Origin of the sequence: Pseudomonas sp. NFX183 (assembly GCF_047943075.1) — a bacterium.
GTDB lineage: Bacteria > Pseudomonadota > Gammaproteobacteria > Pseudomonadales > Pseudomonadaceae > Aquipseudomonas.
The window spans coordinates 5,843,139-5,869,154 of sequence record NZ_CP181333.1 but is presented as its reverse complement, the minus strand read 5'-3'; the positions used below and the strand labels follow the sequence as shown (position 1 = coordinate 5,869,154).

The 26,016-nt window shown below is 60.3% G+C and carries 26 protein-coding genes and 1 pseudogene; 19 read left to right on the top strand and 8 right to left on the bottom strand.

All coding sequences use genetic code 11. The annotated features are described in order from the left end of the window. Nucleotides 1-58 precede the first annotated feature (58 nt). On the top strand, nucleotides 59-691 hold the full coding sequence (yfcF, locus tag ACM530_RS27340) for a glutathione transferase (protein WP_416363668.1): 633 nt from the start codon (nucleotides 59-61) through the stop codon (nucleotides 689-691). A gap of 4 nt (nucleotides 692-695) precedes the next feature. On the opposite strand, the gene ACM530_RS27335 is transcribed toward yfcF, so the two are convergent. Beyond that, nucleotides 696-941: a hypothetical protein gene (locus ACM530_RS27335; protein ID WP_416363667.1), complete on the bottom strand. Its 246-nt coding sequence runs from the start codon at nucleotides 939-941 to the stop codon at nucleotides 696-698. 143 nt (nucleotides 942-1,084) lie between these two features. Between ACM530_RS27335 and ACM530_RS27330 the strand changes: the two genes are divergently transcribed. After that, nucleotides 1,085-1,729 (top strand): ATPase, encoded by a 645-nt coding sequence (locus ACM530_RS27330; RefSeq protein WP_416363666.1) that lies wholly within the window; start codon nucleotides 1,085-1,087, stop codon nucleotides 1,727-1,729. Between the two features lie 46 nt (nucleotides 1,730-1,775). Beyond that, nucleotides 1,776-2,117, top strand: a complete 342-nt coding sequence (locus tag ACM530_RS27325; RefSeq protein ID WP_145164486.1) for a hypothetical protein — start codon at nucleotides 1,776-1,778, stop codon at nucleotides 2,115-2,117. Between the two features lie 71 nt (nucleotides 2,118-2,188). Here ACM530_RS27325 and ACM530_RS27320 read toward each other — a convergent pair whose 3' ends face one another. Both ACM530_RS27320 and ACM530_RS27315 read right to left on the bottom strand, forming a co-directional pair. Then, on the bottom strand, nucleotides 2,189-2,935 hold the full coding sequence (locus tag ACM530_RS27320; RefSeq protein ID WP_416363665.1) for a creatininase family protein: 747 nt from the start codon (nucleotides 2,933-2,935) through the stop codon (nucleotides 2,189-2,191). A 30-nt stretch (nucleotides 2,936-2,965) separates the two neighbouring features. Next, nucleotides 2,966-3,679: a murein L,D-transpeptidase catalytic domain family protein gene (locus ACM530_RS27315; RefSeq protein WP_145164484.1), complete on the bottom strand. Its 714-nt coding sequence runs from the start codon at nucleotides 3,677-3,679 to the stop codon at nucleotides 2,966-2,968. A 39-nt stretch (nucleotides 3,680-3,718) separates the two neighbouring features. Here ACM530_RS27315 and ACM530_RS27310 point away from each other — a divergent pair, with 39 nt between their 5' ends. Next, nucleotides 3,719-5,305, top strand: a complete 1,587-nt coding sequence (locus tag ACM530_RS27310) for a L,D-transpeptidase family protein (RefSeq protein WP_369302356.1) — start codon at nucleotides 3,719-3,721, stop codon at nucleotides 5,303-5,305. A 54-nt stretch (nucleotides 5,306-5,359) separates the two neighbouring features. Here the strand turns inward: ACM530_RS27310 and ACM530_RS27305 are convergent, their stop codons facing one another. Both ACM530_RS27305 and ACM530_RS27300 read right to left on the bottom strand, forming a co-directional pair. Then, the gene (locus ACM530_RS27305; protein ID WP_416363664.1) at nucleotides 5,360-5,899 is read right to left on the bottom strand and encodes an AAA family ATPase; all 540 of its coding nucleotides are present in this window, start codon (nucleotides 5,897-5,899) and stop codon (nucleotides 5,360-5,362) included. 42 nt (nucleotides 5,900-5,941) lie between these two features. Further along, nucleotides 5,942-6,982, bottom strand: coding sequence for an alginate lyase family protein (locus ACM530_RS27300; RefSeq protein ID WP_416363663.1), 1,041 nt, complete (start codon nucleotides 6,980-6,982; stop codon nucleotides 5,942-5,944). Between the two features lie 109 nt (nucleotides 6,983-7,091). Here ACM530_RS27300 and dapF point away from each other — a divergent pair, with 109 nt between their 5' ends. Together dapF and ACM530_RS27290 are read left to right on the top strand one after the other, a co-directional pair. Continuing rightward, entirely contained in the window at nucleotides 7,092-7,892 is an 801-nt protein-coding gene (gene dapF, locus ACM530_RS27295; protein ID WP_416363662.1) for a diaminopimelate epimerase, read from the top strand. 54 nt (nucleotides 7,893-7,946) lie between these two features. Beyond that, entirely contained in the window at nucleotides 7,947-9,152 is a 1,206-nt protein-coding gene (locus ACM530_RS27290; RefSeq protein ID WP_416363661.1) for a TPM domain-containing protein, read from the top strand. 16 nt (nucleotides 9,153-9,168) lie between these two features. On the opposite strand, the pseudogene ACM530_RS27285 reads toward ACM530_RS27290, so the two are convergent. Both ACM530_RS27285 and ACM530_RS27280 read right to left on the bottom strand, forming a co-directional pair. Then, a pseudogene (locus ACM530_RS27285) lies at nucleotides 9,169-9,438 on the bottom strand (methyltransferase); the annotation flags it as partial. 129 nt (nucleotides 9,439-9,567) lie between these two features. Then, the gene (locus ACM530_RS27280; protein WP_145164472.1) at nucleotides 9,568-10,062 is read right to left on the bottom strand and encodes a DUF1543 domain-containing protein; all 495 of its coding nucleotides are present in this window, start codon (nucleotides 10,060-10,062) and stop codon (nucleotides 9,568-9,570) included. 106 nt (nucleotides 10,063-10,168) lie between these two features. Between ACM530_RS27280 and ACM530_RS27275 the strand changes: the two genes are divergently transcribed. Continuing rightward, nucleotides 10,169-10,990: an aldo/keto reductase gene (locus ACM530_RS27275; protein WP_416363660.1), complete on the top strand. Its 822-nt coding sequence runs from the start codon at nucleotides 10,169-10,171 to the stop codon at nucleotides 10,988-10,990. 54 nt (nucleotides 10,991-11,044) lie between these two features. On the opposite strand, the gene ACM530_RS27270 is transcribed toward ACM530_RS27275, so the two are convergent. After that, nucleotides 11,045-11,560 carry an Hcp family type VI secretion system effector gene (locus ACM530_RS27270; protein ID WP_416363659.1) on the bottom strand — a complete coding sequence of 172 codons (516 nt, stop codon included), beginning with the start codon at nucleotides 11,558-11,560 and terminating at the stop codon, nucleotides 11,045-11,047. A gap of 478 nt (nucleotides 11,561-12,038) precedes the next feature. Between ACM530_RS27270 and tssA the strand changes: the two genes are divergently transcribed. The 12 genes from tssA (at nucleotide 12,039) to tssK (ending at nucleotide 26,016) form a co-directional block, all read left to right on the top strand. Further along, nucleotides 12,039-13,592, top strand: a complete 1,554-nt coding sequence (tssA, locus tag ACM530_RS27265) for a type VI secretion system protein TssA (protein WP_416363658.1) — start codon at nucleotides 12,039-12,041, stop codon at nucleotides 13,590-13,592. 32 nt (nucleotides 13,593-13,624) lie between these two features. Beyond that, entirely contained in the window at nucleotides 13,625-14,122 is a 498-nt protein-coding gene (gene tssB / locus ACM530_RS27260; protein ID WP_416363657.1) for a type VI secretion system contractile sheath small subunit, read from the top strand. A 27-nt stretch (nucleotides 14,123-14,149) separates the two neighbouring features. After that, entirely contained in the window at nucleotides 14,150-15,628 is a 1,479-nt protein-coding gene (tssC, locus tag ACM530_RS27255; protein WP_416363656.1) for a type VI secretion system contractile sheath large subunit, read from the top strand. 14 nt (nucleotides 15,629-15,642) lie between these two features. Continuing rightward, the gene (tssE, locus tag ACM530_RS27250) at nucleotides 15,643-16,044 is read left to right on the top strand and encodes a type VI secretion system baseplate subunit TssE (RefSeq protein ID WP_242197316.1); all 402 of its coding nucleotides are present in this window, start codon (nucleotides 15,643-15,645) and stop codon (nucleotides 16,042-16,044) included. Beyond that, on the top strand, nucleotides 16,034-17,821 hold the full coding sequence (tssF, locus tag ACM530_RS27245; RefSeq protein WP_416363655.1) for a type VI secretion system baseplate subunit TssF: 1,788 nt from the start codon (nucleotides 16,034-16,036) through the stop codon (nucleotides 17,819-17,821). Before tssE ends, tssF begins: the two co-directional genes overlap by 11 nt. After that, a complete protein-coding gene (tssG, locus tag ACM530_RS27240) occupies nucleotides 17,785-18,792 on the top strand; it encodes a type VI secretion system baseplate subunit TssG (RefSeq protein ID WP_416363654.1) in 1,008 nt (335 codons plus the stop codon). The genes tssF and tssG overlap by 37 nt, the downstream gene beginning before the upstream one ends. A 12-nt stretch (nucleotides 18,793-18,804) precedes the next feature. Then, nucleotides 18,805-21,243 carry an AAA family ATPase gene (locus ACM530_RS27235; RefSeq protein WP_416363653.1) on the top strand — a complete coding sequence of 813 codons (2,439 nt, stop codon included), beginning with the start codon at nucleotides 18,805-18,807 and terminating at the stop codon, nucleotides 21,241-21,243. Further along, nucleotides 21,240-22,772 carry a sigma-54 interaction domain-containing protein gene (locus ACM530_RS27230; protein WP_416363652.1) on the top strand — a complete coding sequence of 511 codons (1,533 nt, stop codon included), beginning with the start codon at nucleotides 21,240-21,242 and terminating at the stop codon, nucleotides 22,770-22,772. The genes ACM530_RS27235 and ACM530_RS27230 overlap by 4 nt, the downstream gene beginning before the upstream one ends. An 83-nt stretch (nucleotides 22,773-22,855) precedes the next feature. Further along, nucleotides 22,856-22,987 (top strand): type VI secretion protein, encoded by a 132-nt coding sequence (locus ACM530_RS27225; protein WP_145164452.1) that lies wholly within the window; start codon nucleotides 22,856-22,858, stop codon nucleotides 22,985-22,987. Nucleotides 22,988-23,004: 17 nt separating this feature from the next. Continuing rightward, complete coding sequence (gene tagH, locus ACM530_RS27220; protein WP_416363651.1) at nucleotides 23,005-24,195, top strand: type VI secretion system-associated FHA domain protein TagH; 1,191 nt, start codon at nucleotides 23,005-23,007, stop codon at nucleotides 24,193-24,195. A gap of 5 nt (nucleotides 24,196-24,200) precedes the next feature. Then, nucleotides 24,201-24,686 carry a type VI secretion system lipoprotein TssJ gene (gene tssJ / locus ACM530_RS27215; RefSeq protein ID WP_416363650.1) on the top strand — a complete coding sequence of 162 codons (486 nt, stop codon included), beginning with the start codon at nucleotides 24,201-24,203 and terminating at the stop codon, nucleotides 24,684-24,686. A 1-nt stretch (nucleotide 24,687) separates the two neighbouring features. Continuing rightward, entirely contained in the window at nucleotides 24,688-26,016 is a 1,329-nt protein-coding gene (gene tssK / locus ACM530_RS27210) for a type VI secretion system baseplate subunit TssK (RefSeq protein ID WP_242197293.1), read from the top strand.

Genomic DNA, 26,016 nt, shown 5'->3' with positions numbered 1-26,016 from the left:
CCATTGTCTTTATTGCCCCGCCTCTCGTAGCGTGGGTGCTCACCCAAGGAGACCTGCCATGCACCCACGCCCGTTACGCCTCTATGTGGATTCCCAGTTCACCAGCCCCTACGCGATGTCGGTGTTTGTCACCCTGCGCGAAAAAGGCCTGACGTTCGACATGCTCACCCTGGACCTGGACACCGCGCAACACCAGACGGCGGACTTTACCCAACTGTCGCTGACCCAGCGTGTGCCGACGTTGGTGGAAGGCGAGTTTGCCCTGTCGGAATCTTGCGCTATCACTGAATACCTGGAACAGGTCTATCCCGAAACGCCGGTATACCCGGCTGACCCACAGCAGCGGGCGAGGGCGCGGCAGGTTCAGGCGTGGTTGCGCAGTGATTTGCTGGCGATCCGTCAGGAGCGCTCGACGCTGGTGGTGTTTTACGGGCAGAAAATGCCGCCGTTGTCGCCCGCCGCCGAAGCGGCCGTACGCAAGTTGTTCAGTGCGACGCAGGCGCTGTTGGCCGGCAACCCTCCGTACCTGTTCGGCGAGTGGTCGATTGCCGACCTTGACCTGGCGGTGATGCTCAATCGCCTGATCCTCAACGGTGACAGTGTGCCGGCCGAATGGGTGGACTACGCGCAGCGCCAATGGCAGCGGCCGTCAGTGCAGGCATGGGTCAACCTGCAACGCCCAGCACTCTAAGGGTTTACATCCATTCCTGGGACACGCGCCGGTCGAGGTCTTCCCAGTCCGCCAGGCCCAGCACTCGGGTGGTGTTCAAGCCCCGCAGGTAGCCGCGCAATTGCTGGGCGCTGGCGTAACGCTGGTCGGCGTCGGCGGCCTCGTCCTGCAGCACGTCTTCATAATCGACCAGGTAATCGGCGACCCGCTCGCGAAACTCCGGCAGTACGGCTTCGCGGATGCGGTCGAAGGTTTTCTGGTGGGGCTTCATGGCGTGGTCCTTATAGTTTTATAGAGGTCGGGAGACGCGACACTATCGGTTCAAATGATAGTCACCATCAAGCATCGCAAGTTCTGTTTTTATGCCAAAAGCGCAGAATCAGCGCATCGAGACGCTGATCAAGGAAATGCGCGATGAGGACGATTATCCAACTGGGTTTAATGATGCTGATGTTCGGCAGTGTGGTTCTGACCAGCCCGGCATTTGCTGATGATCTGCCTGCGGGCCATTTGCTGCCACTCGTCGGTAGCGTAGACTCCCTGCAGCGCGCGCAGTCGGTGGGTGTGTTGTACAGCGAAAACACCCGCGACAACCTCAGTTACCTTGAACGCTACCACGCCATGGCCATGAACGGCGCCAAGGATGCCCTTGACGGGCGCATCCGCGAGGCGTTCGTCAACAGCTCCGACCCGGAACTGGCGATTGATTGGCTGATGAGTTCATTGCAGGGCACGTTTCGCATCGTCACGGTCTACAGCAGCCTGGATGAGCTGGTGCAGGCTCACCCGGATGTGGTGGTGATGCTCGATACCCATAACCAATTGCTGACCCAGCGTAACGATCAGGTCGAGGCGCGTTTTGTGGCGCGGTTCTATGACGCCGACCTGCAATACATTGCCAAGGCTGAAGGCTCGGTGCACAAACAGGTGCCGTCGGTATGGGTGCATGACAAGGCGGCCCCGGACATTGCCGCGCAGATTGAACAACAGCGTGATGTACAGCTCGATGCCTTGAAGCAGTTTGACGCGTCGCTAAAGGCCCTGGTCCGCGCGGGATGACGCGCGGATCGTTGTGAACCCTATTTGGTTATTTTCAGGAATGTTTATGCGCTCTTTTTTCGTCCCGGCCCTGGCTTTTGCTTCGTTGTTGCTGACCGGTTGTATCACTGCTCCCAACGCTCCAAGCTTGACCCTGCAAACCGACAAAACCCCTGAAGGCTATGTGCAGTGCGTAGTGCCCAAGCTTGAAAAACGCGGCATCACCTCGACGGTGACGCAGAACTCGCGCCACGCCAAGGTGGTGTTGACCAGCAAGATTGCTGCCGATGATGTGCTGGAGGCCTACAAGTCCCAGGACGGCACCAAGGTGTTCCTGTATGAGCGCAAGCCACTGGCCTCGGCGATCAAACCGTCGCGGCTGGAGCTGGCGGCGCAGGACTGCAAATAATCCAGGTACGCCTGAGGGTTTGAATGTGTGGGAGCGAGCAAGCCCGCTCCCACATTTGCGATGGGCCGGGCCTAGGGTTTTGCTTCGCTGCTGAAGGTGTTCACGGTCTTGACCAACCCCTTGGCTGCCAACGCCACCAACTCACCGCCTTTTTCCACCGTCGCCAGCGCCGGGTCCGAGCCCATGCGGCCGTCGGGGAAGCGGGCGCGGAAGTCCAGCGCTTCGCGGATCGGCCCGGTATTGGCGATTTGCGGAGAATACTCGGCGGACTTGATCGATTGCGGGTACGCCCACTGCGTCACCGCAATTTCTGACGGCGTGGCATGGCTGCCGTGGCCCACCGGAAATTGGCGTTGAGCCAAATCGTGCACGCCTTCCAGATCCCACCAGTTCACCAGCTTGAGCGCGAAACCGGCGGGGCGGCGGGCAAAACTGGCTTCGGCGTACAGCTCGGAAAACGCCGCTTCAATGGTGGCGATATTGCCGCCGTGGCCATTCAGGAACAGGATCTTCTCGAAACCGTGTCCGACCAGCGAGCGCACCCAGTCGCCAATGGCGGCGATAAAGGTGGAAGGGCGCAGGGAAATGGTGCCGGGAAAACCCAGGTGGTGCTGGGCCATGCCGATATTGAAGGTCGGGCCGATCAGAATGTCGGCGTTCTTCTGCGCCTCGTGGGCGATGATCTCCGGGCACATCCAGTCGGTGCCCAGCAGGCCGGTGGGGCCGTGTTGTTCGTTGGAACCGATGGGAATCACCACCGTGCGGCTGCGTTCCAGAAACTGCCCGATCTCGATCCAGGTGGAGGTATGTAGAAGCATGCGGCGCTCTCTTTTATCTGTGGGGACAGGCTAACCACCACGGATTGTACGACTACTCGCCACTTGTTGGGGCTTGCAGTTCAGATACGTCGATGACTTCAACCAGCGCTGGTCCGGGTACCAGGAAAACATGAACTGCCCATCCTTGAGTTTATCCACCACCTGGCGCGCCACTTGCGGGCGCACCGCCGGGCAACCCTGGCTGCGGCCGATGCGGCCTTCGCGCTTGCTCCACGCCGGGTTGACGTAGTCGGCGGCATGAATCACCAGCGCACGGTCGCGCGCCTGGTCATTGAAACCGGGCTCCAGGCCGTCCATGCGCAACGAGTAGCCGTGGGCGCCGAGGTAACTTTCCTGGGTGCGAAACAAGCCTAGGCTGGACTGATGGCTGCCTTCGAGATTGGAAAATTGCGTGGCGAAGTTTTCCCCGGACTTGGCACCGTGGGCCACCAGGTCGCGCAGCACGAGGGTCTTTTTGCGCAAATCGAAAATCCATAACCGACGGGCGGTCGAGGGTTGGGAGTAGTCAATAACCGCTAGGCGCTCTGACCGTTCCTCGCCGTTATTGACCGCGCACTGCACCGCGCTCAGGGCGCTTTTCAGTACGGCGGGATTGAGTTCTGGAGCCGAGCGCGCCAGGCTGCTATACAAGTTAGGAGGATTCCCATTGGCGGCGAGCGCAAAATTGCTCAACGTTGCCAGCGTGACGGTGATCAAACCGAAGCGACACATAAAAGTCAGCATCTACAAAGCGTCCCCCGCTGTGGATTGGAGCCAAGTCAATTGTTCAAAAAACACGCATGTTACTTGAGCATTTGCCTGCTCGTTGCACCATTGGTCGCGACGGCTGATGAGCTGCCGATGGGCGCCGTGCCGGTAATTTCCGCAAGCCCGGTGCAACAGGCCCTCGCGCAGTTGCCCAGCGTTTGTCCCAGCCTCGCCCCGCAGATCGACGCCGCAGCCCTGGCGCGCCTGCAGGCGTTCTATCAGCAGCAGGGTGATGGGCCGCTGTGGTCTGGCGAAGAACGCCGCCAAGCCTTGCACACCCAGTTGCTGACGCTGGCCGACGACGGCCTGGACCCCAGCCACTATAGTCTGCCCACGGCGGATGCCACGGCCAACGTGCTGTGCAGCGACATCGACACCAGCCGCCAGTACCTGCAAGCCCTGCAGGATTTGCATTACGGGCGCCTGCAGCAATCGCGCTTCGAACCGTTGTGGCATTCCCAGCCACCCGCCCGCGACCCGAATACCGAGGTGCTGGCCTTCGCCGCCGCCGGCCTGCAAGACATGGCGCAAGCCTTTGACCAGGCGCGGCCCAGCGCCGATCTGTACCGCAGCCTGCGCAATGCCTATGCCGCCGTGCGCCTGCAACCGTTGCCGCATTGGGACCCGGTTGCCAGCGGGCCACTCTTGCGTCCCGGCATGGAAGACCCGCGCGTGCCGGAACTGGCGCGGCGCCTGCACAGCGGTGGCTACCTGGCCAAAGTGCCCAGCGGCACTGGCAAGCAATACCGCGACGAGCTGGTCAAGGCAGTCAAGGCCTTCCAGGCCAGCCACTCGTTACAGGCCGACGGCGTGATCGGCGCCGGCACCGTGGCCGAACTCAACATCAGCCCGGCGATGCGCCGCGACCAACTGCGTATCAACCTGGAGCGCTTTCGCTGGCTCGCCCAGGACCTTGAGCCTGAAGGCGTGCTGGTCAACGTAGCCGCCGCGCAATTGAGCGTTTACCAGAGCGGCATTCCGGTGTGGCAAACCCGCCTGCAAGTCGGGCGCGCGGAGCGTCAGACGCCGCTGCTCAAATCGCGCATCACCCGGTTGACGCTGAACCCCACCTGGACCATCCCGCCCACCATCATGCGCGAGGACAAGCTCCCGGCTATCCGTCTGAACCCCGAATACCTGCGCCAGCAAAACCTGCAAGTGCTTGATGCCCAGGGTCACCCCCTGGCGCCCGATCAAGTCGACTGGTCGCGCCCCGGCAACATTCTCCTGCGCCAGGAGGCCGGTCCGCGCAACCCATTGGGCAAGATCGTGATGCGCTTTCCCAACCCGTACTCGGTGTACCTGCACGACACACCCAGCCAACCGTTGTTCACCAAAGGCCCGCGGGCGTTCAGTTCGGGGTGTGTGAGGGTGGAACAGCCGTTGCTGCTGCGTGACCTGCTGGTGAGCCCGGCCGAACGCGCTCGCACCGATGAACTGCTGGCAACCGGCGTGACCCATGAATTCAGGCTCGCCACGCCGGTGCCGGTGTTGCTGGGGTACTGGACAGTCGAAGTCGATCGCCAGGGCGGCCTGGTCTACGCGCCGGATATTTACGGGCGCGATCCAGTGTTGATGAAGGCGATGGGAGCAGTGCTTTAAAAAATGCCACCTACGCAGGGCGAGGGCGCTTGCGCTGGTTGGACTGCGCGCCCGTCACACCTTTAGCGCTTCACCGGGCGCCCGCGCATTCGCCTCGGGTTTGAGGTGCGCCAGGATCAACGCCACCGCCTGATCTGCTGTCACATGGGCGGTATCGACCGTCAGTGGCTTTTGATCCCAGGCCTCATATTCATGCGCCGATACGGACCGCCAGTCGGGCGGAGTCAGGCCGGGAATATCCCCCGCACGCTGTTCAACACGGCGTTGATGTTCTCGCTCATCAGAGCAAATCACCTGGATATCAACCCACGCGGCGCCTGCTTGAATCGCCACCGCTTTCCACGCCTCGCGGCTTTCCCTGACCGGGTTCACACCGTCTGCGACGACGGTGTGCCCCAAGCGCAAATTGCTCAACGCCAGCGCATTGGCCACGCCGTAGCCGCTGGCACCTACGCCTTGCGCTAACACGTCCGCGTCCCGAAGCGCCTGTTCGATCACATCGATGCGCAAGTAGGCGGCACCGATCTGGCGCGCCAGTTGGCTGGCAATCGTGGTCTTGCCGGTGCCGGGCAGGCCGCTGAATACAACAAGCATGGTCAATCCCTTGAAAGAGCAACCCGGCCAGTCTAGCCGCGCTTACGGCAAATAGCAGGCACTGATCCAATCGGCCGGGTGGGCGGCCAATTGCGTCGCCACAGGCAGGTAGCGCTTGTCCAGTTGCGCCGCCAGCCAGAACAGCGTGGCGCTGCTTTTGGGCTCCCAGGTGCCGCTGTAGCCGGCTTCGCCCACCCCGGCGCGGTCCTTGTCGAATTGCACGTGGGTGTGCACGAACTCCTGGTGGCTGCGCTGGCCATTGGCATACGGCACCAGCCAATCGAGGGCGGCCCCCAGGGACGCGCCATTGGCCTTGAGGTTCAGCCAGTCGCCGCCGTAGGGCTTGGCCGCCAGGGCAGCTTGCACCAGAGGTTCAAGGTCGTAGACCACGTAGTGCAGGGCATCGCGGTCGTGAAAATCGGTGACCGAGCCATCGGGCAACACATTGTCGGCGATCTGCTGTTTGAACACCTGGTGGGCCTGCTCGAGCATCGTCCGGTCGCCCAGTGCAGCGGCGGCCACCGTGATCAACTTGACGCGATGGCTTTGCCAGTTGTTGGTTTGCGTGCCTTTGTTCTGGCCGTGGAACTGCTGGATACGCGCGAGGTAGCCGTTACCCAGATCACTGATCAAGCGGCGGCTGGCTGCGCGGGTTTCCAGGCGCAGGTTATCGGCAGTCAGCGCATAGGCATTGATCAGCTGGTCGAGGTTGGTTTCGTCAATCGGGTTGAAGTCCGGTTGGTACACATCGGCCCAGGCGCCAAGGTAGTCGTCGACTTGCCTGAGGTAACGCGGGTCGCCGCTCAACCGCCACGCCAGCGCGGCCTGGCGCATCACCGGCCAGTCTTTTTCGGCGGCAATGCTTTGCTCGCGAATGCCGTGGTGGGGCAGTGTGCCTTCAGTGTGCACATGGGCCAGGGGGTTGGGACGGTCAGCCAGGTGCCGTTCTGCGGCGGCCAGCAGCGCCTTGGCCGTCGACTTCGAGGCGCTCGGCTGGCACAGGCTGGGAGGCTGGGCGGCCGCCAGGGTAGGGTGGGAAAACGCGAGCAGCAGTGCGGTCAAAGCGAAGAGGTTTTTTTTCATGGCGGGCTCTGCCGGATCAAAACGCACACACGCTAACATGCGGTCGAATCGGTCTGGATGAAACTGCCGTATGCTCACCCTCCCATCGCACTCACCCACCGGACAGCCCATGACATTGCCCTTTGTGAAGATGCATGCCCATGGCGATGATTTCATCATCATCGACCGCCGTGGCCAGGACGACCCGATCACCGCGCAGGTCGCCCGCCGTCTGGGCGACCGCCACACCGGCATCGGTTTCAATCAGCTGGCGGTGATCCTTGACGGCGTTGACGCCGCCGCGCGTATCAAATTCTGGAACCCCAACGGCACGCCGCTGCAAACCTGCGGCAGTGCCACGCGAGGTGTCGCCGACCGCTTGATGCACGAAGCCGGCACCGATTCGATTGTGCTGCGCACCGACCGTGGCCTACTGACGTGCGTACGCGCGCCGGGCCAGCGGGTGTCGGTGGACATGGGCGCGCCGTCGCTGGAGTGGTCGTCAGTACCGCTGGCCGCCGCCATGCAGACCCTCCTTTTGCCGATCAAGGGCGATCCGGCGGCGTGCAGCATGGGCAACCCGCACTGTACGTTTTTTGTCGATGACCTCGCCGCCATCGACGTGGCAGCCGTAGGTCCTGCGCTGGAAACTCATGCGCTATTCCCGGCCAGCACCAATGTGCATTTCGTGCAGGTGCTGGACCGCGCGCATGTTCGTCTGCGCATCTGGGAGCGCGGCGGCGGCGTGCCGCTGGGTTCCGGTTCGTGTTGCTGCGCCGCGGTGGTCAACGGGATCCGGCGCGGCCTGCTGGATGACACGGTGCAGGTGCAGTGCGACGGCGGCACGGTCACGGTGCAGTGGGACGGGCAGGGCGGTGTGGTATTGACCGGCAGCGTGCAGCCGATCATGCAGGGCACGGCCTACGTGTGAACGTGTCAATAAGGTAAAGTCGGCGCCTTCAGGATGAAACTTCAGGTATCAAACATGATGGCGATGCTGCGGCAATCCGTGTTGAGTCTACTGGCGCTGATGTTCATCGGCCTGCTGAGCACTGCCCAGGCGCAGACGTCGCCCATCGGCGTCGCCCTCGACCAGCGGGTGATCGACCTCACCAATACCCTCGACGCCAGCATCACCACGCGCCTCAAAGACCAACTCGCCGCCCTTGAACAGCGCAAAGGCGCGCAAGTCGCGGTACTGCTGGTGCCCACTACCGGCGGCGCGAGTATCGAGGATTATGCCAATCAACTGTTCCGCGCCTGGAAGCTGGGGCGCAAGGACGTCAACGACGGCATCCTGCTGGTGGTGGCGAAAGACGACCATACGGTACGCATCGAGGTGGGCTATGGCCTGGAAGGCACGGTCACCGATCTGTTGGCCCATCGCATCATCGAAGAACACATCACGCCGGCGTTTCGCCAGGGCGACTACGCGGGCGGCGTGCAACAAGCGGTCAATGACTTGACTGTGCTGGTGGACGGCGGCGACCTGCCAAAGCAGGCCGCGCCACAGGTTAACCCGCAGATCATCGCAGTACTGCTGGCATTTATCGCGGGCGCCATCGGCGGTGTGCTGATCGCTGCCGGCAAGCTGCACTGGCGCCGTGCGCTGATCGCCACCGTCGTGGTGACGGTGTTGCTGACGATTTATGCCGGCGGTCATGAGTGGCCGATGTACCTGCTGGTACTTGCGCTGACCCTGCTGATCGGCGGCGCCACGTTCGGCGCCCTGTGGCTGGCGCGCGCGGTGTTTTACTGCGTGGTGGGCGCGCTGGCGTATATCGTCGGGTTGCTGGTGGTGGACCACTTTGTGGCGGTCAACTTCGTACACTGGCTGGCGTTGCCGTTTGGCGGCGCCTTGGTGCTGGCGTTGTACGTGGGGCTGTTCTTCGTCATCCGCGAGTCGTGGAAGACCAAACCACGCTTTTTTCTCGTGCGTGCGTTGGCCGTCGCGGCGGTTTATGTGGCGGTCGGTTTTATGCTGGGGCACGGCTACCAGGGCTGGATCCTGGCGATACCGGCGGCCTCGGTCGTGGCGTTCATTGTCTTTATCCAGAGCATTTCCGATGGCGGCTCGGGGTCGGGCGGAGGGTCTGGTTCGAGTTCCGGCAACTCCGGTTCCAGCTCCAGCAGCAGCTCGTCCGGTGGCGGCGGTTCCATTGGCGGCGGCGGCGCGTCGGGCAGTTGGTAAGCCGTTAGCGCGGCTTTTAGCCCACCCAGCCCTTGAAACTGAAGTCGGCATAGAACAGCTCCACGCCTTCGAAGCCGGCTCGGCTGATCAAGGCAGCGTCCTCCTCGGGAGACAGCACCGACAATTGTGCGCTGATCGCCGCTATCGCCCGCTCGGCATCCGCCGCGGGCACGCCGGAGTCCACGGCAAACGCGGCGTAGCGTTTCAGCCAACGGGCCTTTTCCTGCGCTGCCTGCGGGAAACTGTGGTGTGCCACGATCAGCGGCGCGCCCGGCAATACGGCGCTGAACAGGGCGATAAAGGTTTTATGCATGGCGGACCCACCTTGAGTTGTGCGTGTTATCAGGTTCGGGGACTGATTGCACTGTCAGGCAGGTGGAGGGTGGGCGCCATACCCCGTTCGGGTAGGGATAACTCAGGGCAGCACGATGTAGTCGTTCTGTTGCACGATTGGCCTGTGCGAACCTTGCACCAGGTGCAGGTAGCGACCGTCGACCAGGTCGATGGGCAGGCAGTCGTCAATATCCATCACGCCGTCGGTATGGGCCTGGGACCAATGGCGCAGCATCTGCTGTTTCCCCTTGCTCTTCGCTTCCTTTTTGTCGCGGGCGACCACCAGCAAATAGTGATGGGCTTCGCCAAAAGCGTTGGCTTCGTAGCCGCCCAGGTTGATGAAGTACAGATGGTGCGCGCCGGCAGGCGGGGCCAGGTGGCTGAGTTCAACTTTCCAGCCATCAACGCCATCCACTGCCATCCAGGAGTCGATGTGCACACCCTTGGGGCTGCCAAACCAACCATCGCGCAATTGCGGGTAGGTGTCTTGCAGTGTGTTCGCTACAGCGAACACCACATCGTGAACTTCAATTCTGGCCCGCGGGTGCTTGCCCCCGAGCATCACGACAAACAGCATTGCAGGTCCTTCCTGGCGACTTTTCAGAGGGCAACCATACTTCGATTGAACCCTTTTGTCCGCCCAATGCCACATTGTTAATCCGCGAACTCATCAGGAGGTTGTCATGCGCACCATCGATCTGGCCGGCGTTCCCGTCCCTGTCATCGGCCAAGGGACCTGGCGCATGGGCGAAAACCCGCACCGGCGCAGCGCCGAGGTTGCCGCGTTGCAGTTGGGTATCGACGAGGGCATGACCCTGATCGATACCGCCGAAATGTATGGCGAAGGCGGGGCCGAGGAAGTGGTCGGCGAAGCCATTCGCGGTAAACGTGATCAGGTGTTCCTCGTCAGCAAGGTCTATCCGCACAATGCCAGTCGCAAGGGCGTGCCCCGTGCCTGCGAAGCCAGCCTGCAGCGCCTGGGTACCGATTACATCGACCTGTATCTGTTGCACTGGCGGGGCCAGTATCCCCTCGAAGAAACCGTCGAAGCCTTCGAAACATTACGTCAGGCCGGCAAGATCGGCCGTTGGGGCGTCTCCAATTTTGACGTGGCAGACCTGCAGGAACTTGCATCCCCGGCGTGTGCAACCAACCAAGTGCTCTACAACATTGAAGAGCGCGGTATCGAGTTCGACTTGCTGCCATGGTGGCAACAGCACCATTTGCCGCTGATGGCTTACTGCCCGATCGCCCAGGGGGGTGAGTTGTTGTCCAGCCCGACGCTCAAGCAGATCGCCCGTCGCCATGAGGTCACGCCCGCTCAAGTATCCCTTGCCTGGGTGTTGCGTCAGGACGGCGTGATCGCAATTCCCAAGGCTGTTACGCCCGAGCATGTGCGGCTCAACGCCGGTGCCGCGAACCTCAAGCTCGATGAGCACGATCTGGACGCGATCGACCGCGTGTTCGGCGCACCCAAGCGCAAGCATCCGCTGGCAATGGTCTAGCCAACCAAGCAGGCGCGGCGCCGTCCCTGGCGGCCGCTTCTGCCTGAGCCGATGTTAGCCGGCTACCGGACTACGCCAGTCGTCCGAGCCTGAAGTGCCGGCGACTTCGTGGGTCCAGACGATCTTGCGGTAAGTGAAATACACATCCTCCAAATGGGTGAAATGAGCGTTGTCCGGGTCCTGGCAGTTGGGCATCCGCGATTGAATGTCCACGATGGTTGCGCCTTCCAGTTCGGTGGTGAAGTAATGCTCCTGGGTGCCAGCCGAGGAGGTACGGAACCATTCCAGGCGACATGACACTTCTTCACCCGTGGTCAGCGCGCTGAAGAGCAGCGGTGAGGACTTGTCGAAGACCTTGCTGACCATCAGCGGCTTATGAACCCTTTGGCCGTTCGGCTGGCCCGATTGTGGGTCGCGGGGAATGATCACCTGGTGGGCAAACGCCTGCACGAGGATCTGATCCTCATGACCTTCCTGATAAATATTGCCTACCGAGTCCTGAGTAAATGTGCCTGCCGTGATCAAGCCTTGCTTGACACCGGTGATAGTGAGGTACGCGGGTGTTGGCATGACTGGTTTCCTTGCCTGATTGAGTAGGTAATCCCGACGGCGTGTTTGCCAACGGGCAATTGCCTATAACAAAAAGCGTGCCTGAAATAATGAGAGCCAATGGAATAAAGGGGTTGGGAGGGTTGTTGGTTTAAATGTATGAAAGTTGTCGTCGGTTGGCGCTTATTTTAGTGTCGATGATTGCGCGAGTGTGCGCAGTTAGTTGCTCATGCTGTTTTATTAAATGAATACATGGGTGCGCAAGGTATTCGCGTTTTATCAAAGCGCGTGAAGTGCGCAAATAGCTGCGCAGGCCCGTTTTTATTGGCCTTGTAGGAAATTACTTAAGTGCGGGCTGACCGCTTGATGATTGATTCTTGTATGGCTAAGGTTCGCCTACTTCGTCAGGTGCTGAACGAAGATTAATTGGCCTTCTAATGCGTACGTGGATTGCGGTTAGTTTGTCGCCCTTGCCTTGAATAGTTATGTGCGGACCGGAATGGTTTATTCAGACACGCTCTACGCTTATCACCTTGAACTTGCGCGCTTACCCTGTTCGTCAGGGGGCTTTGCCGGCTGTGATATGCGTTTTTCGAGTGAGTATGAAGCCCTGGAGTCCGAACTCGGCAAGGCACATTCGATACATGGTGCAGGCTTGCCGGATTGGCAGCGCGTCAGCGAGCTCGGCGAGCGGGTTTTGCGTGAGCACTCTAAGGATCTGCGCGTCGCCGTCTGGTTGACCTGGGCGTTGCACCAGCGCGATTCATTCCCCGGGCTTCTGGCGGGCCTCGGCGTACTGCTTCATTTGTGCAAGCATCACTGGGCGATTGTCTACCCTGCTAAATCACGTACGCGGATTGCCGCGTTTGGTTGGCTGGTGTTGCGGCTCGACCCCCTGTTCACGAAGCATCTTTCGCTTACCGATCAAGTGCCATTGTTTCAGGCGCTTTTGGAACACCTGGAAAGTCTCGACGAGCTGTGGCGTGAACATCTGAGGGACGACGCGCCCTTGTTGTTACCGATCCGCAGGCAACTGTCGGAGCGTTTGGCGCTTGCCCTGCAGGGCGGTTCCGAGCCGCGTGGTGTTGCGGGTGCCATCGCTCAGGTCAAGCAGGTGGCAACGCAGTTGCTGAGGCCTGAACAGCCGGTCAATAACGAAAAAGACGCGCAAAAACTGTTGCGGGCATTGCAGGAGCAGGCTCGGCCACTGTGCGCCTGGTGGCTGCGCCAGAGTGCCACTGATCTGCGTGCCTTGCGCCTGAGCCGCACCCTGGCCTGGCTGGCGCTTACCAACTATCCCGACGCCAACAGTGAGCGAGTAACCGCTTTGCGCGGGCTTCCTCACGACAAACTCAAACGCTACCAGAACCGTCTGACCCAAGGTCATCACGCCGACCTTTTGCTTGAGCTTGAAGCGAGCCTGGCCGGTGCGTTGTTCTGGTTTGACGGGTTGCGTATGGCCTGGGAGTGCCTCGAAGCCCTGCAGGCAGAGTGGGCCATGACCGAGCTGGAAATGAGTTTTGCGTTGTTGTTGCAGCGCCTGCCGAGTCTGCCGGAGTTCAGGTTTGATGACGGCACCCCATTTGCCGACCCCGCGACGTGCGATTGGATCACGCTCCACGTCCTTCGCCACGTACATAAAGCCGAGCCTTCAACCGCCGTCATTGACGGCGGAAACGAGCCCTGGGAGACGGCCTTGCAGGCCGTTATGTCCAGGCTACGCAAGGAGGGCCTGAAGGCGGCGATTGCCACGCTCAAAGAAGGACTGCACGCCGCCCGCGGCGACCGGACCCGCTTTCATTGGCGATTGGCGCTGGCCAGATTATGCATACGAGCAGGCAAACACGAACTGGGCAGGATCCAGCTCGAACAACTGGACCTTGAATTACAACAGGCGGGCCTGGAGCGCTGGGAGCCAGAACTGGCCTTTCAAGTCTCCCGGCTCCTGTATCGCTGTTATGACCTTTTGCCACAAGACCATGCCGTGCGCGAGCGCAAGGAAGTCACCCATCGCAGGTTGTGCCACTTCGATCTTGAAGCGGTGCTTGATTAGGCTCGCGAGCCCACCGAAAAAGGAGAAACACCATGCTCAAAGACGGTTCGGTAGCACCCAAGGAACGTATCAATATCACCTTCAAACCTGCCATTGGCGGTGTGCAGGAGGAAGTCGAACTGCCACTGAAGTTACTGGTGCTGGGCGATTTCAGCCACCGCGAAGATCTGCGCAAACTTGAGGATCGAAAGCCCATTGGTATCGACAAAAACACCCTTGACGAGGTGTTGGCCAAACAAGCGCTGAGCTTGACATTGAGCGTTCCGAATCGATTGCAGGAGGAGGGTGGCATCGAGGAGCTGTCCGTCGAGGTTCGGATTAACGCGATGAAGGACTTCAACCCCGCAAACCTGGTTGAACAAATACCCGAATTGCAAAAGTTGATGGCGTTGCGTGAGGCGTTGATGGCACTCAAGGGGCCGCTGGGTAACACGCCAAGCTTTCGCAAAGCCATTGAGCAGGCGCTGGCCGATGACGAGTCTCGTGCGCGCGTACTCGCCGAGCTGGGGCTGAGCGGCCCGACCACCTGAACCCTTCAGTAAAAGGACACTGACACCATGACGACCACTCAACAGAACCTGCAGCCGGCCCAGGCTAGCGGCGAGTACAGCATTCTCGACACTATCATCGCCCAGACATTATTGAGCGCCGATGACGAGGCCTACGGCATTGCCAAGCGCGGCGTGTCGGCCTTCATCGAAGAGTTGCTCAAACCCCATAACAGCGCTGAGCCAGTGAAGAAACGCCTGGTCGACCGGATGATCGCCGAGATTGATACCAAGCTCAGCCAGCAAATGGACGAGATTCTTCATCATCCGGATTTCCAGGCGCTGGAGGCTTCCTGGAGAGGCCTGCAGTTGCTGATCGACCGCACCAATTTTCGAGAAAACATCAAGATCGAGCTGCTCAATGTCTCGCGTCAAGACCTGCTGGATGACTTTGAAGACTCGCCGGAAATTACCCAGTCCGGGCTGTACAAGCATATCTACAGTGCTGAGTACGGACAATTTGGTGGCCAGCCGGTGGGCGCGATCATCGCCAATTATTTCCTTTCACCCAGTGCGCCTGATGTGAAGTTGATGCAATACGCTTCAAGCGTTGCCTGCATGGCCCACGCGCCCTTTATCGCTGCTGCGGGGCCGGCTTTTTTCGGATTGGAAAGCTTTACTGGATTACCTGACCTCAAGGATCTCAGGGATCATTTCGAAGGCCCGCAGTTTGCCAAATGGCAAAGTTTTCGTCAGAGCGAAGATGCCCGCTATATCGGCCTCACTGTGCCGCGCTTTCTACTGCGAACCCCTTACGATCCGATTGATTGCCCAGTTAAAACCTTTGCCTACCAGGAGAACGTGGTGAACAGCCACGAGCACTACCTCTGGGGCAATACTGCCTACGCCTTTGCCACGCGCCTGACTGAAAGTTTTGCGCGCTTTCGCTGGTGCCCGAACATTATCGGACCGCAAAGTGGCGGCGCGGTAGAAGACTTGCCATTGCATCATTTTCAGAGCATGGGCGAGATCGAAACCAAGATTCCTACAGAGGTACTGGTTTCGGACCGGCGCGAGTACGAACTGGCGCAAGAGGGGTTTATTGCCCTGACCATGCGCAAGGGCAGTGACAATGCGGCGTTCTTTTCGGCCAGCTCGGTCCAGAAACCCAAAACCTTCGGCATCAGTGAAGAGGGCAAGGCAGCCGAACTCAATTACCGGCTCGGCACCCAATTGCCCTACATGATGGTGGTCAACCGTCTGGCGCACTACCTCAAGGTCTTGCAGCGCGAGCAACTGGGCTCCTGGAAAGAACGCACGGACTTGGAGCTGGAGCTCAACAAGTGGATTCGCCAATACGTGGCCGATCAGGAAAACCCCAGTGCTGAAGTGCGCGGTCGCCGGCCACTGCGGGCAGCACGCATTGTCGTCAGTGATGTCGACGGAGAGCCAGGCTGGTATCGGGTCAACCTGAGTGTGCGCCCTCATTTCAAGTACATGGGGGCTGACTTCACGTTGTCCCTAGTCGGCAAGCTCGATAAAGAATGAGCAGAAGCCGGCGGATGCCCCATAACGTGAGCCTTTTCGAACGCCTCGAAGGCGATGCATCAACCCAGCGGTGCAGTGTGGCGTCCGTCGCCGCACACCTGGGGAAAATGCTCAGCACCCGGGCAGGCAGTGTTCAGACACTGCCCGACTATGGTTTGCCCGATCTCAATGATATGCGGCTTAGCCTGCACGAGTCCTTGATCCGCTCACGCGCCTTGATCGAGCGATTTATCCGTGCCTACGAACCGCGACTGGCAAATGTACAGGTCAAGGTGCTGCCGCGTGCTACTGAACCTCTGGCCCTGGCCTTTGCGATCGAAGCCGCGCTGATCGTTGACGGTGTCACACGGCCCGTTGTGTTCCAGGCGCGCCTGGTGGATGGCGGGCGGGTTGAGGTCTGCGCCGATGGGCTTTAACCGTTACTTCCAAAGCGAGCTCAGCGCCCTGCGGCACCTCGGGCGGCGTTTCGCCGAGCGTAATCCCGCACTGGCGCCGTTTCTGGCTGAAAGCGGCCAGGACCCGGATGTGGAGCGATTGCTGGAGGGGTTTGCGTTTCTGACCGGTCGCCTGCGCCAGAAGTTGGACGACGAGCTGCCGGAGCTGACGCATTCCTTGATGCATTTGCTGTGGCCCAATTACATGCGGCCAATACCCGCCTTCAGCATCCTGCAATTTGACCCATTGAAACGTGCAGGTCCCGCCGTTCGGGTTGCCCGTGATACGGCGGTAGAAAGTGTTCTTATCCAGGGTGAGCGGTGTCGCTTCAGGACGTGCTACACCACTGATGTCATGCCACTGCAACTCACAGGTCTGGACTTCAAGTGTCAGGGTGACGGGGCATGGTTGGATTTGCACCTGGACATGAGCGTCGAGGGTAACTTCGGCCAGTTAACCTTTGACTCACTGCGACTGCACCTGTCGGGCGACCGCTACATCAGCCAGGGGCTCTACCTCAGTTTGCTGCGACATCTGGATGGCATTCACTTGCTGTTACTGGATGGCGAAGGGGGGCCGGTCAAGGGCAACGATGGGCAACCGATGACGGTGCGGCTGGGCGCTGCCCAGGTCAAGCCGGTGGGGTTTTCGCAAGACGAGGCGTTGATACCGTATCCACAGAATACGTTTCGCGGTTACCGCCATTTGCAGGAGTACTTCGCCTTTCCCGAAAAGTACCTGTTTGTCGATATCGATGGGCTGAGTGTCCTGCACACACTTGCCCCTGAACAGCTCGGCCAGGTCCGTGGCATGGTGCTGCGCTTTGAACTGCGCGCCCACGGGCACGCACTGCAACAGCCCACGCTGGACAACGTGAAGTTGTATTGCACGCCCATTGCCAACTTGTTCAAACATGATGCGGTCCCCATTCGCCTGAATGGAAAAGAGGATGAGTACCTTCTGGTGCCAGGGGAATATACCCCGGGCAATGCCGCCGTGTTTTCCGTCGACAGTGTCACTGGCTGGCGCCCTGGCGGGTTGGGTTACCAGGCCTATGTGCCGTTCGAATCCTTTGAGCATGACTGGGGGGTTGACCGAGCTACAGCGCCGGCCAGCTACAGCATTCGCCAGCGCTCGTCGCAGCAGCATGGGGGGCTCGACACCTGGATGGGGTTTGGCAGTCGCGAAGGTAAAGACCAGGAAACGTTGTCGATAGAAATGACTTGCACCAACTGCAACCTGCCTCGGCAGTTGCAGCCAGGCGACATCAACCAACCCTGCGAGCAGGCACCGGAATCACTGACGTTTCGCAACATCACCGCACCAACGGCGAGCTTCGCGCCGCCGCTGGACCAGGATTTCCTGTGGAAGCTGATCAGCAATATGTCGCTCAACTATCTGTCGTTGACCGATATCAATGCCTTGAAAGTGATTCTCGAAACCTATGACCTGCCGCGCTATCACGATCGGCAGGCGCAAAAGGTCAGTCAGACAAGACTCGGTGCGCTGCAGTCCATTCTCCATGAGCCGGTTGACCAACTGCACCGTGGGTTGCCCATTCGCGGCCTACGTGTGGAATTGACAGTCGACCCCCAGGGGTTTCTCGGTCAGGGCGATCTGTTTGTGTTCGCCTCGGTCCTCAATGAGTTCTTTGCGCTCTACGCCAGCCTCAACTCTTATCACGAGTTACGAGTCATCAGCACACAAGGAGACGTGTACCTATGGCCATCCCGCATGGGGCAACAGCCCCTGCTTTGAATGCGCTCTGTTGCGGCATTCGTGAGTACACACTGTTCCAGGCAATTGAGCAGGTGATTGAGCGATTGCGCGAAGCTCATCCGCTGATGGGTGAAGACGCGCTCTACGACCTGTTGGAATTTCAGGCCAATCCAGGTCTGGGGTTTGCCGGACACGATATCGATCGCGTGGCGTTCTTTATGGAGCGCGGGCAATTACGCGCTCGCCTGCGGCTCAACATATTGGGTTTGGTCGGGGCCGGGTCACCGCTGCCAGCGTTCTATGCAGAGCAGGCGTTTGGCGAGCTGTCCGGAGGTAACCCCACTCGTGACTTCCTCGACCTATTCCACCACCGACTGCATCGGCTGATGTGGCCGATCTGGCGTAAATATCGCTATCGAGCGTGTTTCCAGACTGGCGCGAGCGATGCGTTCTCGGAGCAGATGTTTGCGCTGATCGGCCTGGGTGGCAACGCGATACGAGGTACCACGCAACTGGACTGCAAACGCCTGTTGCCTTACCTGGGGCTGTTGAGCTTGCGCGTGCATTCGGCCGCCTTGATCGAAGCCGTGCTGCGGTACTACTTCAAGCATGCCCCGGTGTTCATCGAACAATGGGTTGAGCGCCGTGTGGAGGTTGCCCATTTTCAGCGCAATAGCCTCGGTATCACCCGCTGCGAACTCGGTGAGGACCTGGTGCTGGGGCATCAGGTCAGCGACCGCAGCGGGAAGTTCAGGGTGCATGTCCTGGCGCTGAGCTGGCAGCAGTTTCATGCGTTCCTGCCCACGGGGAAGGGCTACCAGCCCCTGTGTTCACTGGTGCAGTTAACCACGCGAGACCCGTTGGAATACGACCTGCGCCTGGTGCTTGCCGCCGGTGAAATCAGAGCCCTGCACATTGGCGCGCGCAATGTCTGTCGCCTGGGCTGGACCAGTTGGTTGGACCATGAGCAAGCCGACGGTGTGGTCACGTTTGCTGGCAACTTTCATTAGGGACGGGTGATTATGATCAATGTGGACCTGCAACAGCTTATACGCACGCTGACAATCCAGGTACGTCGCGACCTGGAGCGTTCCTCGGAACGTTGTGTAAACCGCGGTGGCCGAGAAGTACTCGTCGAAGACCTGCTGCTTGCCTTGCTTGAGCAGCCCGGCGGCCTGCTGGCCAAGGCCCTGGCCGACGCTGATGTGCCGATGAGCGAGTTGCAAGCAACGTTGCAGCCAAGAAGTGAGCAGAGTGCAACCCGTAATCCGGTCTTCTCTCAGGCGCTGGTGCATTGGTTGCAACAAGCGTTGATGGTTGCCCATCTCGAGCTGGGGCAACGCTTTGTGGATGACGGCGCCCTGCTGCTGGCGCTGTTGCGTCATCCGCTGGAGTACGCCGGTGCTGGCTATCAGGCCGTGCTGGGCCGCCTGGATGCAGAGCGTGTACGGGATTTTCTCGCCAGCCAGGCACCTGCGGCCGAACCTTTGCCGACAGAATCGTTGTTGCAGCGTTTTACGCATGACCTCACAGGCCAGGCGCGTGAAGGCCTGATTGATCCGGTGCTGTGTCGCGACGGTGAAATTCGGCAACTGATTGACATTCTTGTGCGACGCCGCAAGAACAACCCGATCCTGGTCGGGGAGGCCGGGGTAGGCAAAACAGCGATTGTCGAAGGCCTTGCGCTGAAAATTGTCGCTTCGCAGGTGCCCGATGCCCTCAAGGCTGTTCGCGTACTGACCCTGGACATGGGGCTCCTGCAAGCGGGTGCCAGCCTCAAGGGCGAGTTCGAGCGGCGGCTCAAAGGCGTGATTGATGAAGTCAACGCCTCGCCGCAGGCCGTGATCCTGTTTATCGATGAAGCCCATACGCTGGTCGGCGCAGGAGGCCCGGCAGGGGGTTCCGACGCGGCCAATCTGCTTAAGCCTGCGTTGGCTCGAGGCGCTCTGCGCACCATTGCGGCCACCACCTGGTCGGAATACAAGCAATACATTGAGAAAGACCCGGCATTGGCGCGTCGTTTCCAGCCAGTGCTGGTCGGTGAGCCGAGTGTCGAGGAAGCCGTGTCGATCCTGCGCGGCCTGGTTCCGGTGTATGAGGCAAGCCATGGTGTCTACGTCCGAGATGATGCCGTCGTAGCGGCGGCACACCTGAGCGCTCGTTATCTGGCGGGCCGCCAGCTGCCGGACAAGGCCGTGGATGTGCTGGACACCGCCTGCGCACGAGTGCGCACGCGTCAGGCAATGCCCCCTGAGGCGCTGCAGAACCTGCACGCGGAACGGGCGGAAGGCAGGCGGCAACATGAGGCGTTAAGCCGGGACGCCGAGGCGGGGCTGCCGGTGGATGCTCAGGCATTGCAAGCGCTGGGCCGACGCTTGGACGCCATCGAGCAGGAACGTCAGGTAGTGGAGCAGCAGCGGATTCAACAGGCTGGCCAGTCATCGGACAAACTTGAGGTATGCCCGCGTTTGATCGCCGAGGTGGTCAGTGCCTGGACCGGCATTCCGGTTGAGCAGCTGGCGCTGGAGCCCAACGAAAAGGTATTGAGCCTTGCTGCTGCCCTGCGCACGCGCATTCTGGGGCAGGAGCACGCCGTGCAGGTGCTTGATCGTGCCTTGCGGGCGGTTGCTGCGGGCCTCAACAACGCGGATGCGCCGGTGGGTGTGTTTCTGCTGGTGGGCCCCAGTGGCGTCGGCAAAACCGAAACAGCGCTGGCATTGGCGCAGCTTTTGTATGGCGGTGAGCGGTTCGTGACCACCATCAATATGTCGGAATACCAGGAGAAACACGCGCTGTCCCGTTTGATCGGTGCGCCACCGGGCTACGTCGGTTATGGCGAAGGTGGAGTCCTGACCGAGGCTGTGCGCAAGCGGCCTTATTCAGTGGTACTGCTCGACGAGGTCGAGAAAGCCGACCCCGAGGTGTTGAACCTGTTTTATCAGGTCTTTGACAAGGGCCGCGCCAACGATGGTGAAGGCAGAGAAATAGATTTTCGCAACACGCTGATCCTGATGACTTCCAACCTTGGCAGCGACTGCATCAACGAACTGTGTGAAAACGGTCGGCGGCCTGAGGCCCAGGTGTTGCAGGACGCTATACAGCCCGTGTTGCGTAGCCACTTCAAATCGGCCCTGCTGGCCCGGATGCGTGTCGTGCCGTATTACCCGATTGCCGGTCCAGTCCTGCATGAGGTGGTAAGGCTCAAACTGGCAAGCCTCGGTGAGCGGTTGCATCGGCGCAAGTTGGCCCTGACGTGTTCCCCTGAGCTGATCGCGCACATGGCCGAGCGCTGCGCGGACCGTGACAGTGGTGCGCGGTACATCGATCAATGGATCGAGCGCTACTTGCTGCCGCAAATGGTCGATCGCGTTCTGAGTGCCATGGCCACGTATGAATCCTTGTCGTGGGTGCATGCAGGGTTGGATGGCAATGGCCTGCCCAGCTGTGAGTTCGGCCAATGACGAACGCTATGTTTACCCAAGTGGCCGAACCGCTGGTGTACGCCGCCGCCTTGCTGGACGGCTTCACGCGCGTGAGCCAGGAAAGTGACCCGACGACGTTGCCAGGCCTATGTGCTGTGAGCGCTGCGCACCTGAGCCAGTGCGAGCTCACTCAACTATATCTGGTGGATGAGGAGACTGGCCAATTCGAGCTTATTGCTCAACATTTGCCTGAGGCGCTGCCGGGCGGCGAACCGACTTCACGTCCGGCAGAGAAAAACCAACAGCTGTTGCACTACGTCCTGAGAACGCGTTGTTGCCTGGGGCTTGATGACGTGGGAAGCAGCCTCTATGACAGCGGCTTTTTGCCGACAGCGCGGGCGCCCTGGCGTGCGCTATTGTGTGTTCCGCTGTTCAACCGCACCAATGCCGTCACAGGCGTACTCCTGTGCGCGAGCTGGCGTGTGACGCCACTGCTGGGTTACGCGCCATCGCTGGGTCAATTCGGCAGTTTCGCCGTGAACCAACTGCTTATGCTGCGTCGCATGCAACCGGCGCCAGCCATTGCCCGTTCACCGCGCGGTGGGTCGACTGCAGGGGCCTATGGCTTGATCGGCAACAGCGCTGCGATGGAAGAAACCTGCCACCTGATCGGCAAAGTCCTGCAGACCCCTTATACGGTGCTGTTGCGTGGTGAGACCGGCACCGGCAAAGAGGTCGTGGCGCGGGCGATTCACACGGCCGGGCCACGCAGTGCCCAGGCATTCGTGGTGCAAAATTGCGCTGCGTTTCCAGAAGGTTTGCTCGAGAGCGAACTGTTTGGCTACCGCAAAGGGGCATTCACCGGTGCCGAGCGCAACTATGCGGGGCTGTTCGACGCCGCGCATGGCGGTACGTTGCTGCTGGATGAAATCGGCGACATGCCGCTGTCATTGCAGGCCAAGTTGCTGCGGGTCTTGCAGGAGGGCGAGATCCGCCCGTTGGGCGCCAGCGTCGCGCATAAGGTTGACGTGCGCATCATTGCCGCGACCCACCGCGACCTCGCTGCAATGGTGGCGCAAGGCAGTTTTCGTGAAGACCTTTATTACCGGCTCGCACAGTTCCCCATTCAATTGCCTGCCCTGCGTGAACGCGATGGCGATGTGTTGCAGCTGGCGCGGCACTTCGCCGACAAGGCGTGCGCTGCGCTGGGGCGGGCGCCTGTCGATTGGTCCAATACCGCCCTTGATCAACTGTCGAGCCATGGCTTTCCCGGCAATGTCCGCGAGCTCAAGTGTCTGGTGGAACGCGCAGTGCTGCTGTGTGACGACGGTGTGATTCTGCCGGCGCATTTGTCGTTGCCACTGGCCCCGGATGCGACCGATGCCGTTGATGTGACGCTACGCCAGCGTATGGAGCGAGTGGAACGCGTATTTCTGATTGATTGCTTGCACAAGAACCGTGGCAATCGAACCCGCACTGCCCGTGAACTGGGGGTTGCTCGGCGCACGCTGCTCTATCGTCTCGCGCGCCTGAACATTCCTTTCGACGATGCCAGAGGCGAGGGCTGAAGTGTGCTTTTGTGCATTGCCATGCATGACCGACGCCTGTGCCGTATCGAGCAGGGCAAGCTTATTTCTGTGGGAGAAACGTGATGCCTGATCGTCCGTGGCAAGCCGTTGTGCTTGTGTTGTGTCTGCTGAGTGGCTGCAGCGCCAATTACGTGTTTGACGACGCTGACTACCGCCCGCTGGGTGAGCCCAAGTCGATCAATCGTGGCCAGTGAAAGGGGAGAAGCTGACCATGCAACTTGTGTTTGAGCTTTTGGGTACCGAGGACGGAAGCCGCGCACCCACGGCGCGCAAGCTATTTTGCGCTGCAGGCGGCGTGATCGGTCGTGGTGCCGGGTGTGACTGGGTGATTCCGGACGCCAGCCGTCTGCTCTCCAGCCACCATGGTTTGGTCGCCTATCGTGAGGGCCAGTACCTGTTGACGGATATCAGCAGCAACGGAATCGGTGTAGCCGGCAGCGCCGAACGTCTGCGCAAGGGGCAGGCGCGATTGATCAGTGATGGCGACATTTTTCAACTGGGAACCTTGTCGATTCGGGCAAAACTGGTGGCGTTGACGCAGTCTTGCGGTGAGCAATGGGACGCCAACACAGGGCTGATTCCCGATGATGCCTACCTGGCGCTGGACCCAATTCAAGCGCTCGACGTCGAGCAGCAGCGTCAGACCACGTCGCAGGACCTGGAGGCATTGGCAGATGGGAGCGGCACGTCGGGTCCGTGGGCCGACGATCGGGTGACCAATAGGGACCATCTGACGTTACCCCGACGCGCCGAACCCGCTCAGGAAGCCGTCCCGGTTCGCTCCGATGCGATGCCAGCAGCGGGCAGCGACGTTTTTTGGGGGCGGTTTGCGACAGCACTGGGTATTAGCCTGGAAGCCCTTGATGCGACGGGTCGCGAGGCGTTGGCGATCAGAGCAGCGCGCCTGCTGCGTATGGAGGTAGAAGGTCTGCAACAAAGCCTGCGGATTTGCGAAGAGCTCAAAAGCGAGCTGAATCTGCCGCTTTTCGAGACGCTGCAAAGGCGCCGGAGCCCTTTGAGAGACAGCGTCGAAACCGATGCCGCAATGGCGGTGCTGCTGGGCACCGAGGATCTTGGCCAGTTGCCGGCCGAACACGCCATCATCCAGGCCCACCGGGATATGCAAGTCCATCAGGTTGCGTTACTGGCGGCCTGCCGCAATGCACTGCGCGCTACGCGCAGCAGCTTTGCCCCGGGTCATCTGCTGACATGCTTCGAATACCAGGGGCAACGGCGCCGATTTTTTACCGACGGTGGGTATTGGCGGGCTTATCAGCGTCACTACCAGCGTTTGCTCGAGGATGAGCAGTTCACCGATCGCCTGCCGGGCAGTGACTTCGCCAAGGCTTACGAAGAGCAGGTGCGCTTGATCTCAACCCTGCACGTCGATTATCCAGGATGAACATTATGTTTCGAGTCGCGCTTGCAACAACGCTGCTTTTGCTCGGCCTGTTGGCCGGCTGCAGCAGCCTATCGCCGTTTTCTACCTTGACCAAGTTGGACATGGCGCTGGCCGCCAGCGAGCAAGTCAACCCCGACCTGCACGGCAGGCCGTCTCCGGTGGTGGTGCACTTGATTGAATTGCGTCACGCCGTGGCGTTTGAGAATGCGGACTTCTTCAGTCTGTACAGCAATGCCGAGCAGTCGCTGCCCAAGGACTGGCTGGGCAGTGAGGAACTTGAACTGCGACCGGGTGAGCGGCTGGCGCTCAAGCTCGGGCTCGAGCCCGGCACGCGTTTCTTGGGCGTGTTGGCAGCCTATCGAGATCTGCCCCATGTTCAATGGCGGTGGGTCGTGCCCATTACCGCGCAGCAGTTAACCCGTGCCGATCTTGTGCTGGACCAGGCCGGTATTCGTGTTTCGTCGTCCATGCATGGCCAGGAGTCCGAGTGATATGCAGGTTCATAAAGTCATCTGGCAGGAAGGCATGCTGTTACGGCCGCAGCATTTGCAGCACAACGATCGCTATTACCACCAGCAGCTCAATCGGACGCGCTTGCTGGGGGCTGATGCGTGGGGGTTTCTGACGCTGGAAGTCGATTTGCAATACCTCAATTTCGGCAAGGTGGTGGTCAACCAGGCCAGTGGCGTATTGCCGGACGGTAGTCTGTTCGAGTTGGGCGGGGCGATGGAGCCGCTGGTCTTGCAGGTGCCCGCCAACGCCGGCAAACAGCCGATTTATCTCGCGCTGCCGCTGGATACCGGCAATCAGAACGAAGTTCGCCGCCAGCAGCAAACCGACGTCCTGGCCCGCTATCTGGCGTGTGACATTGAGGTGGGGGATTCGAATGCCGGCGTCGACTCCCGTTGTCACATCAGTTGCGCGCGTCCTGACCTGCGTCTGCTGCTGGGCGACCCTCCAAGCGAGCAGAGTTTCGTCAAACTCAAGGTTGCTCAAGTGCTGGAGTCGACCGATGCAGGCGGCGTGAGCCTGGATGCCGACTTCATTCCATCCTTCATTTTTCTTCAGGGCCACGGCTATTTGCCGTCGTGCCTCAAGGAGGTGATCAGCTTGCTCTCCAGCCGTGGGGATGCCATTGCAGCGCGTATTCGGGGTGAAGGCACCGCCGCAGGTACGGAAATAGGCGACTTTCTGATGCTGCAATTGATCAATCGTACCGAGTTGGAATTGCGTCACTGCCTGAGCCAGACCCACGTTCGCCCGCAAGCCTTGTTCCGGGCATTACTGTCGCTGTTCGGTGAGTTATCAACGTTCGCCAACGACAGCAAACGTGCTCACCTGGATGTGCGTTATCGACATGAAGACCAAGGTGAAAGTTTTCGCGGGTTGATGGAGGGCGTGCGTGGCGTGCTGTCAATGGTGCTTGAGCAACACGCCATCGAGTTGGCGTTGCAGCAACGCCAATACGGGGTGTTGGTATGCCCGGTGAGCGACCTGAAATTGCTCGGCACTGCGACGTTTATTTTGGCGGCCACTGCTCAGTGTGATTCGGAGGAATTGCGCCATCGCCTGCCTTCGCATTTGAAGGTCGGGCCGGTGGAGCGCATACGCGAGCTGGTCAACTTGCACCTGGCGGGAATCAAGGTCAGACCGTTGCCTGTGGCGCCACGGCAGATTCCGTTTCATGCAGGCAAAACCTATTTCATGCTGGATCTGAGTGCCCGCGACATCACGCAGCTGGAGCAGTCGGGTGGGTTTGCCTTCCATGTAGGCGGTGAATTTACAGCGCTCGAACTCAACTTCTGGGCCATCAGGAACTGA

Excerpts from the sequence above, each read along its gene's own strand:
- yfcF (WP_416363668.1), top strand. The coding sequence starts at position 59 with ATGCACCCACGCCCGTTACGCCTCTATGTGGATTCCCAGTTCACCAGC.
- ACM530_RS27335 (WP_416363667.1), bottom strand. The coding sequence starts at position 941 with ATGAAGCCCCACCAGAAAACCTTCGACCGCATCCGCGAAGCCGTACTG.
- ACM530_RS27330 (WP_416363666.1), top strand. The coding sequence starts at position 1,085 with ATGAGGACGATTATCCAACTGGGTTTAATGATGCTGATGTTCGGCAGT.
- ACM530_RS27325 (WP_145164486.1), top strand. The coding sequence starts at position 1,776 with ATGCGCTCTTTTTTCGTCCCGGCCCTGGCTTTTGCTTCGTTGTTGCTG.
- ACM530_RS27320 (WP_416363665.1), bottom strand. The coding sequence starts at position 2,935 with ATGCTTCTACATACCTCCACCTGGATCGAGATCGGGCAGTTTCTGGAA.
- ACM530_RS27315 (WP_145164484.1), bottom strand. The coding sequence starts at position 3,679 with ATGCTGACTTTTATGTGTCGCTTCGGTTTGATCACCGTCACGCTGGCA.
- ACM530_RS27305 (WP_416363664.1), bottom strand. The coding sequence starts at position 5,899 with ATGCTTGTTGTATTCAGCGGCCTGCCCGGCACCGGCAAGACCACGATT.
- ACM530_RS27300 (WP_416363663.1), bottom strand. The coding sequence starts at position 6,982 with ATGAAAAAAAACCTCTTCGCTTTGACCGCACTGCTGCTCGCGTTTTCC.
- dapF (WP_416363662.1), top strand. The coding sequence starts at position 7,092 with ATGACATTGCCCTTTGTGAAGATGCATGCCCATGGCGATGATTTCATC.
- ACM530_RS27290 (WP_416363661.1), top strand. The coding sequence starts at position 7,947 with ATGATGGCGATGCTGCGGCAATCCGTGTTGAGTCTACTGGCGCTGATG.
- ACM530_RS27280 (WP_145164472.1), bottom strand. The coding sequence starts at position 10,062 with ATGCTGTTTGTCGTGATGCTCGGGGGCAAGCACCCGCGGGCCAGAATT.
- ACM530_RS27275 (WP_416363660.1), top strand. The coding sequence starts at position 10,169 with ATGCGCACCATCGATCTGGCCGGCGTTCCCGTCCCTGTCATCGGCCAA.
- ACM530_RS27270 (WP_416363659.1), bottom strand. The coding sequence starts at position 11,560 with ATGCCAACACCCGCGTACCTCACTATCACCGGTGTCAAGCAAGGCTTG.
- tssA (WP_416363658.1), top strand. The coding sequence starts at position 12,039 with ATGGTTTATTCAGACACGCTCTACGCTTATCACCTTGAACTTGCGCGC.
- tssB (WP_416363657.1), top strand. The coding sequence starts at position 13,625 with ATGCTCAAAGACGGTTCGGTAGCACCCAAGGAACGTATCAATATCACC.
- tssC (WP_416363656.1), top strand. The coding sequence starts at position 14,150 with ATGACGACCACTCAACAGAACCTGCAGCCGGCCCAGGCTAGCGGCGAG.
- tssE (WP_242197316.1), top strand. The coding sequence starts at position 15,643 with ATGCCCCATAACGTGAGCCTTTTCGAACGCCTCGAAGGCGATGCATCA.
- tssF (WP_416363655.1), top strand. The coding sequence starts at position 16,034 with ATGGGCTTTAACCGTTACTTCCAAAGCGAGCTCAGCGCCCTGCGGCAC.
- tssG (WP_416363654.1), top strand. The coding sequence starts at position 17,785 with ATGGCCATCCCGCATGGGGCAACAGCCCCTGCTTTGAATGCGCTCTGT.
- ACM530_RS27235 (WP_416363653.1), top strand. The coding sequence starts at position 18,805 with ATGATCAATGTGGACCTGCAACAGCTTATACGCACGCTGACAATCCAG.
- ACM530_RS27230 (WP_416363652.1), top strand. The coding sequence starts at position 21,240 with ATGACGAACGCTATGTTTACCCAAGTGGCCGAACCGCTGGTGTACGCC.
- ACM530_RS27225 (WP_145164452.1), top strand. The coding sequence starts at position 22,856 with ATGCCTGATCGTCCGTGGCAAGCCGTTGTGCTTGTGTTGTGTCTGCTG.
- tagH (WP_416363651.1), top strand. The coding sequence starts at position 23,005 with ATGCAACTTGTGTTTGAGCTTTTGGGTACCGAGGACGGAAGCCGCGCA.
- tssJ (WP_416363650.1), top strand. The coding sequence starts at position 24,201 with ATGTTTCGAGTCGCGCTTGCAACAACGCTGCTTTTGCTCGGCCTGTTG.
- tssK (WP_242197293.1), top strand. The coding sequence starts at position 24,688 with ATGCAGGTTCATAAAGTCATCTGGCAGGAAGGCATGCTGTTACGGCCG.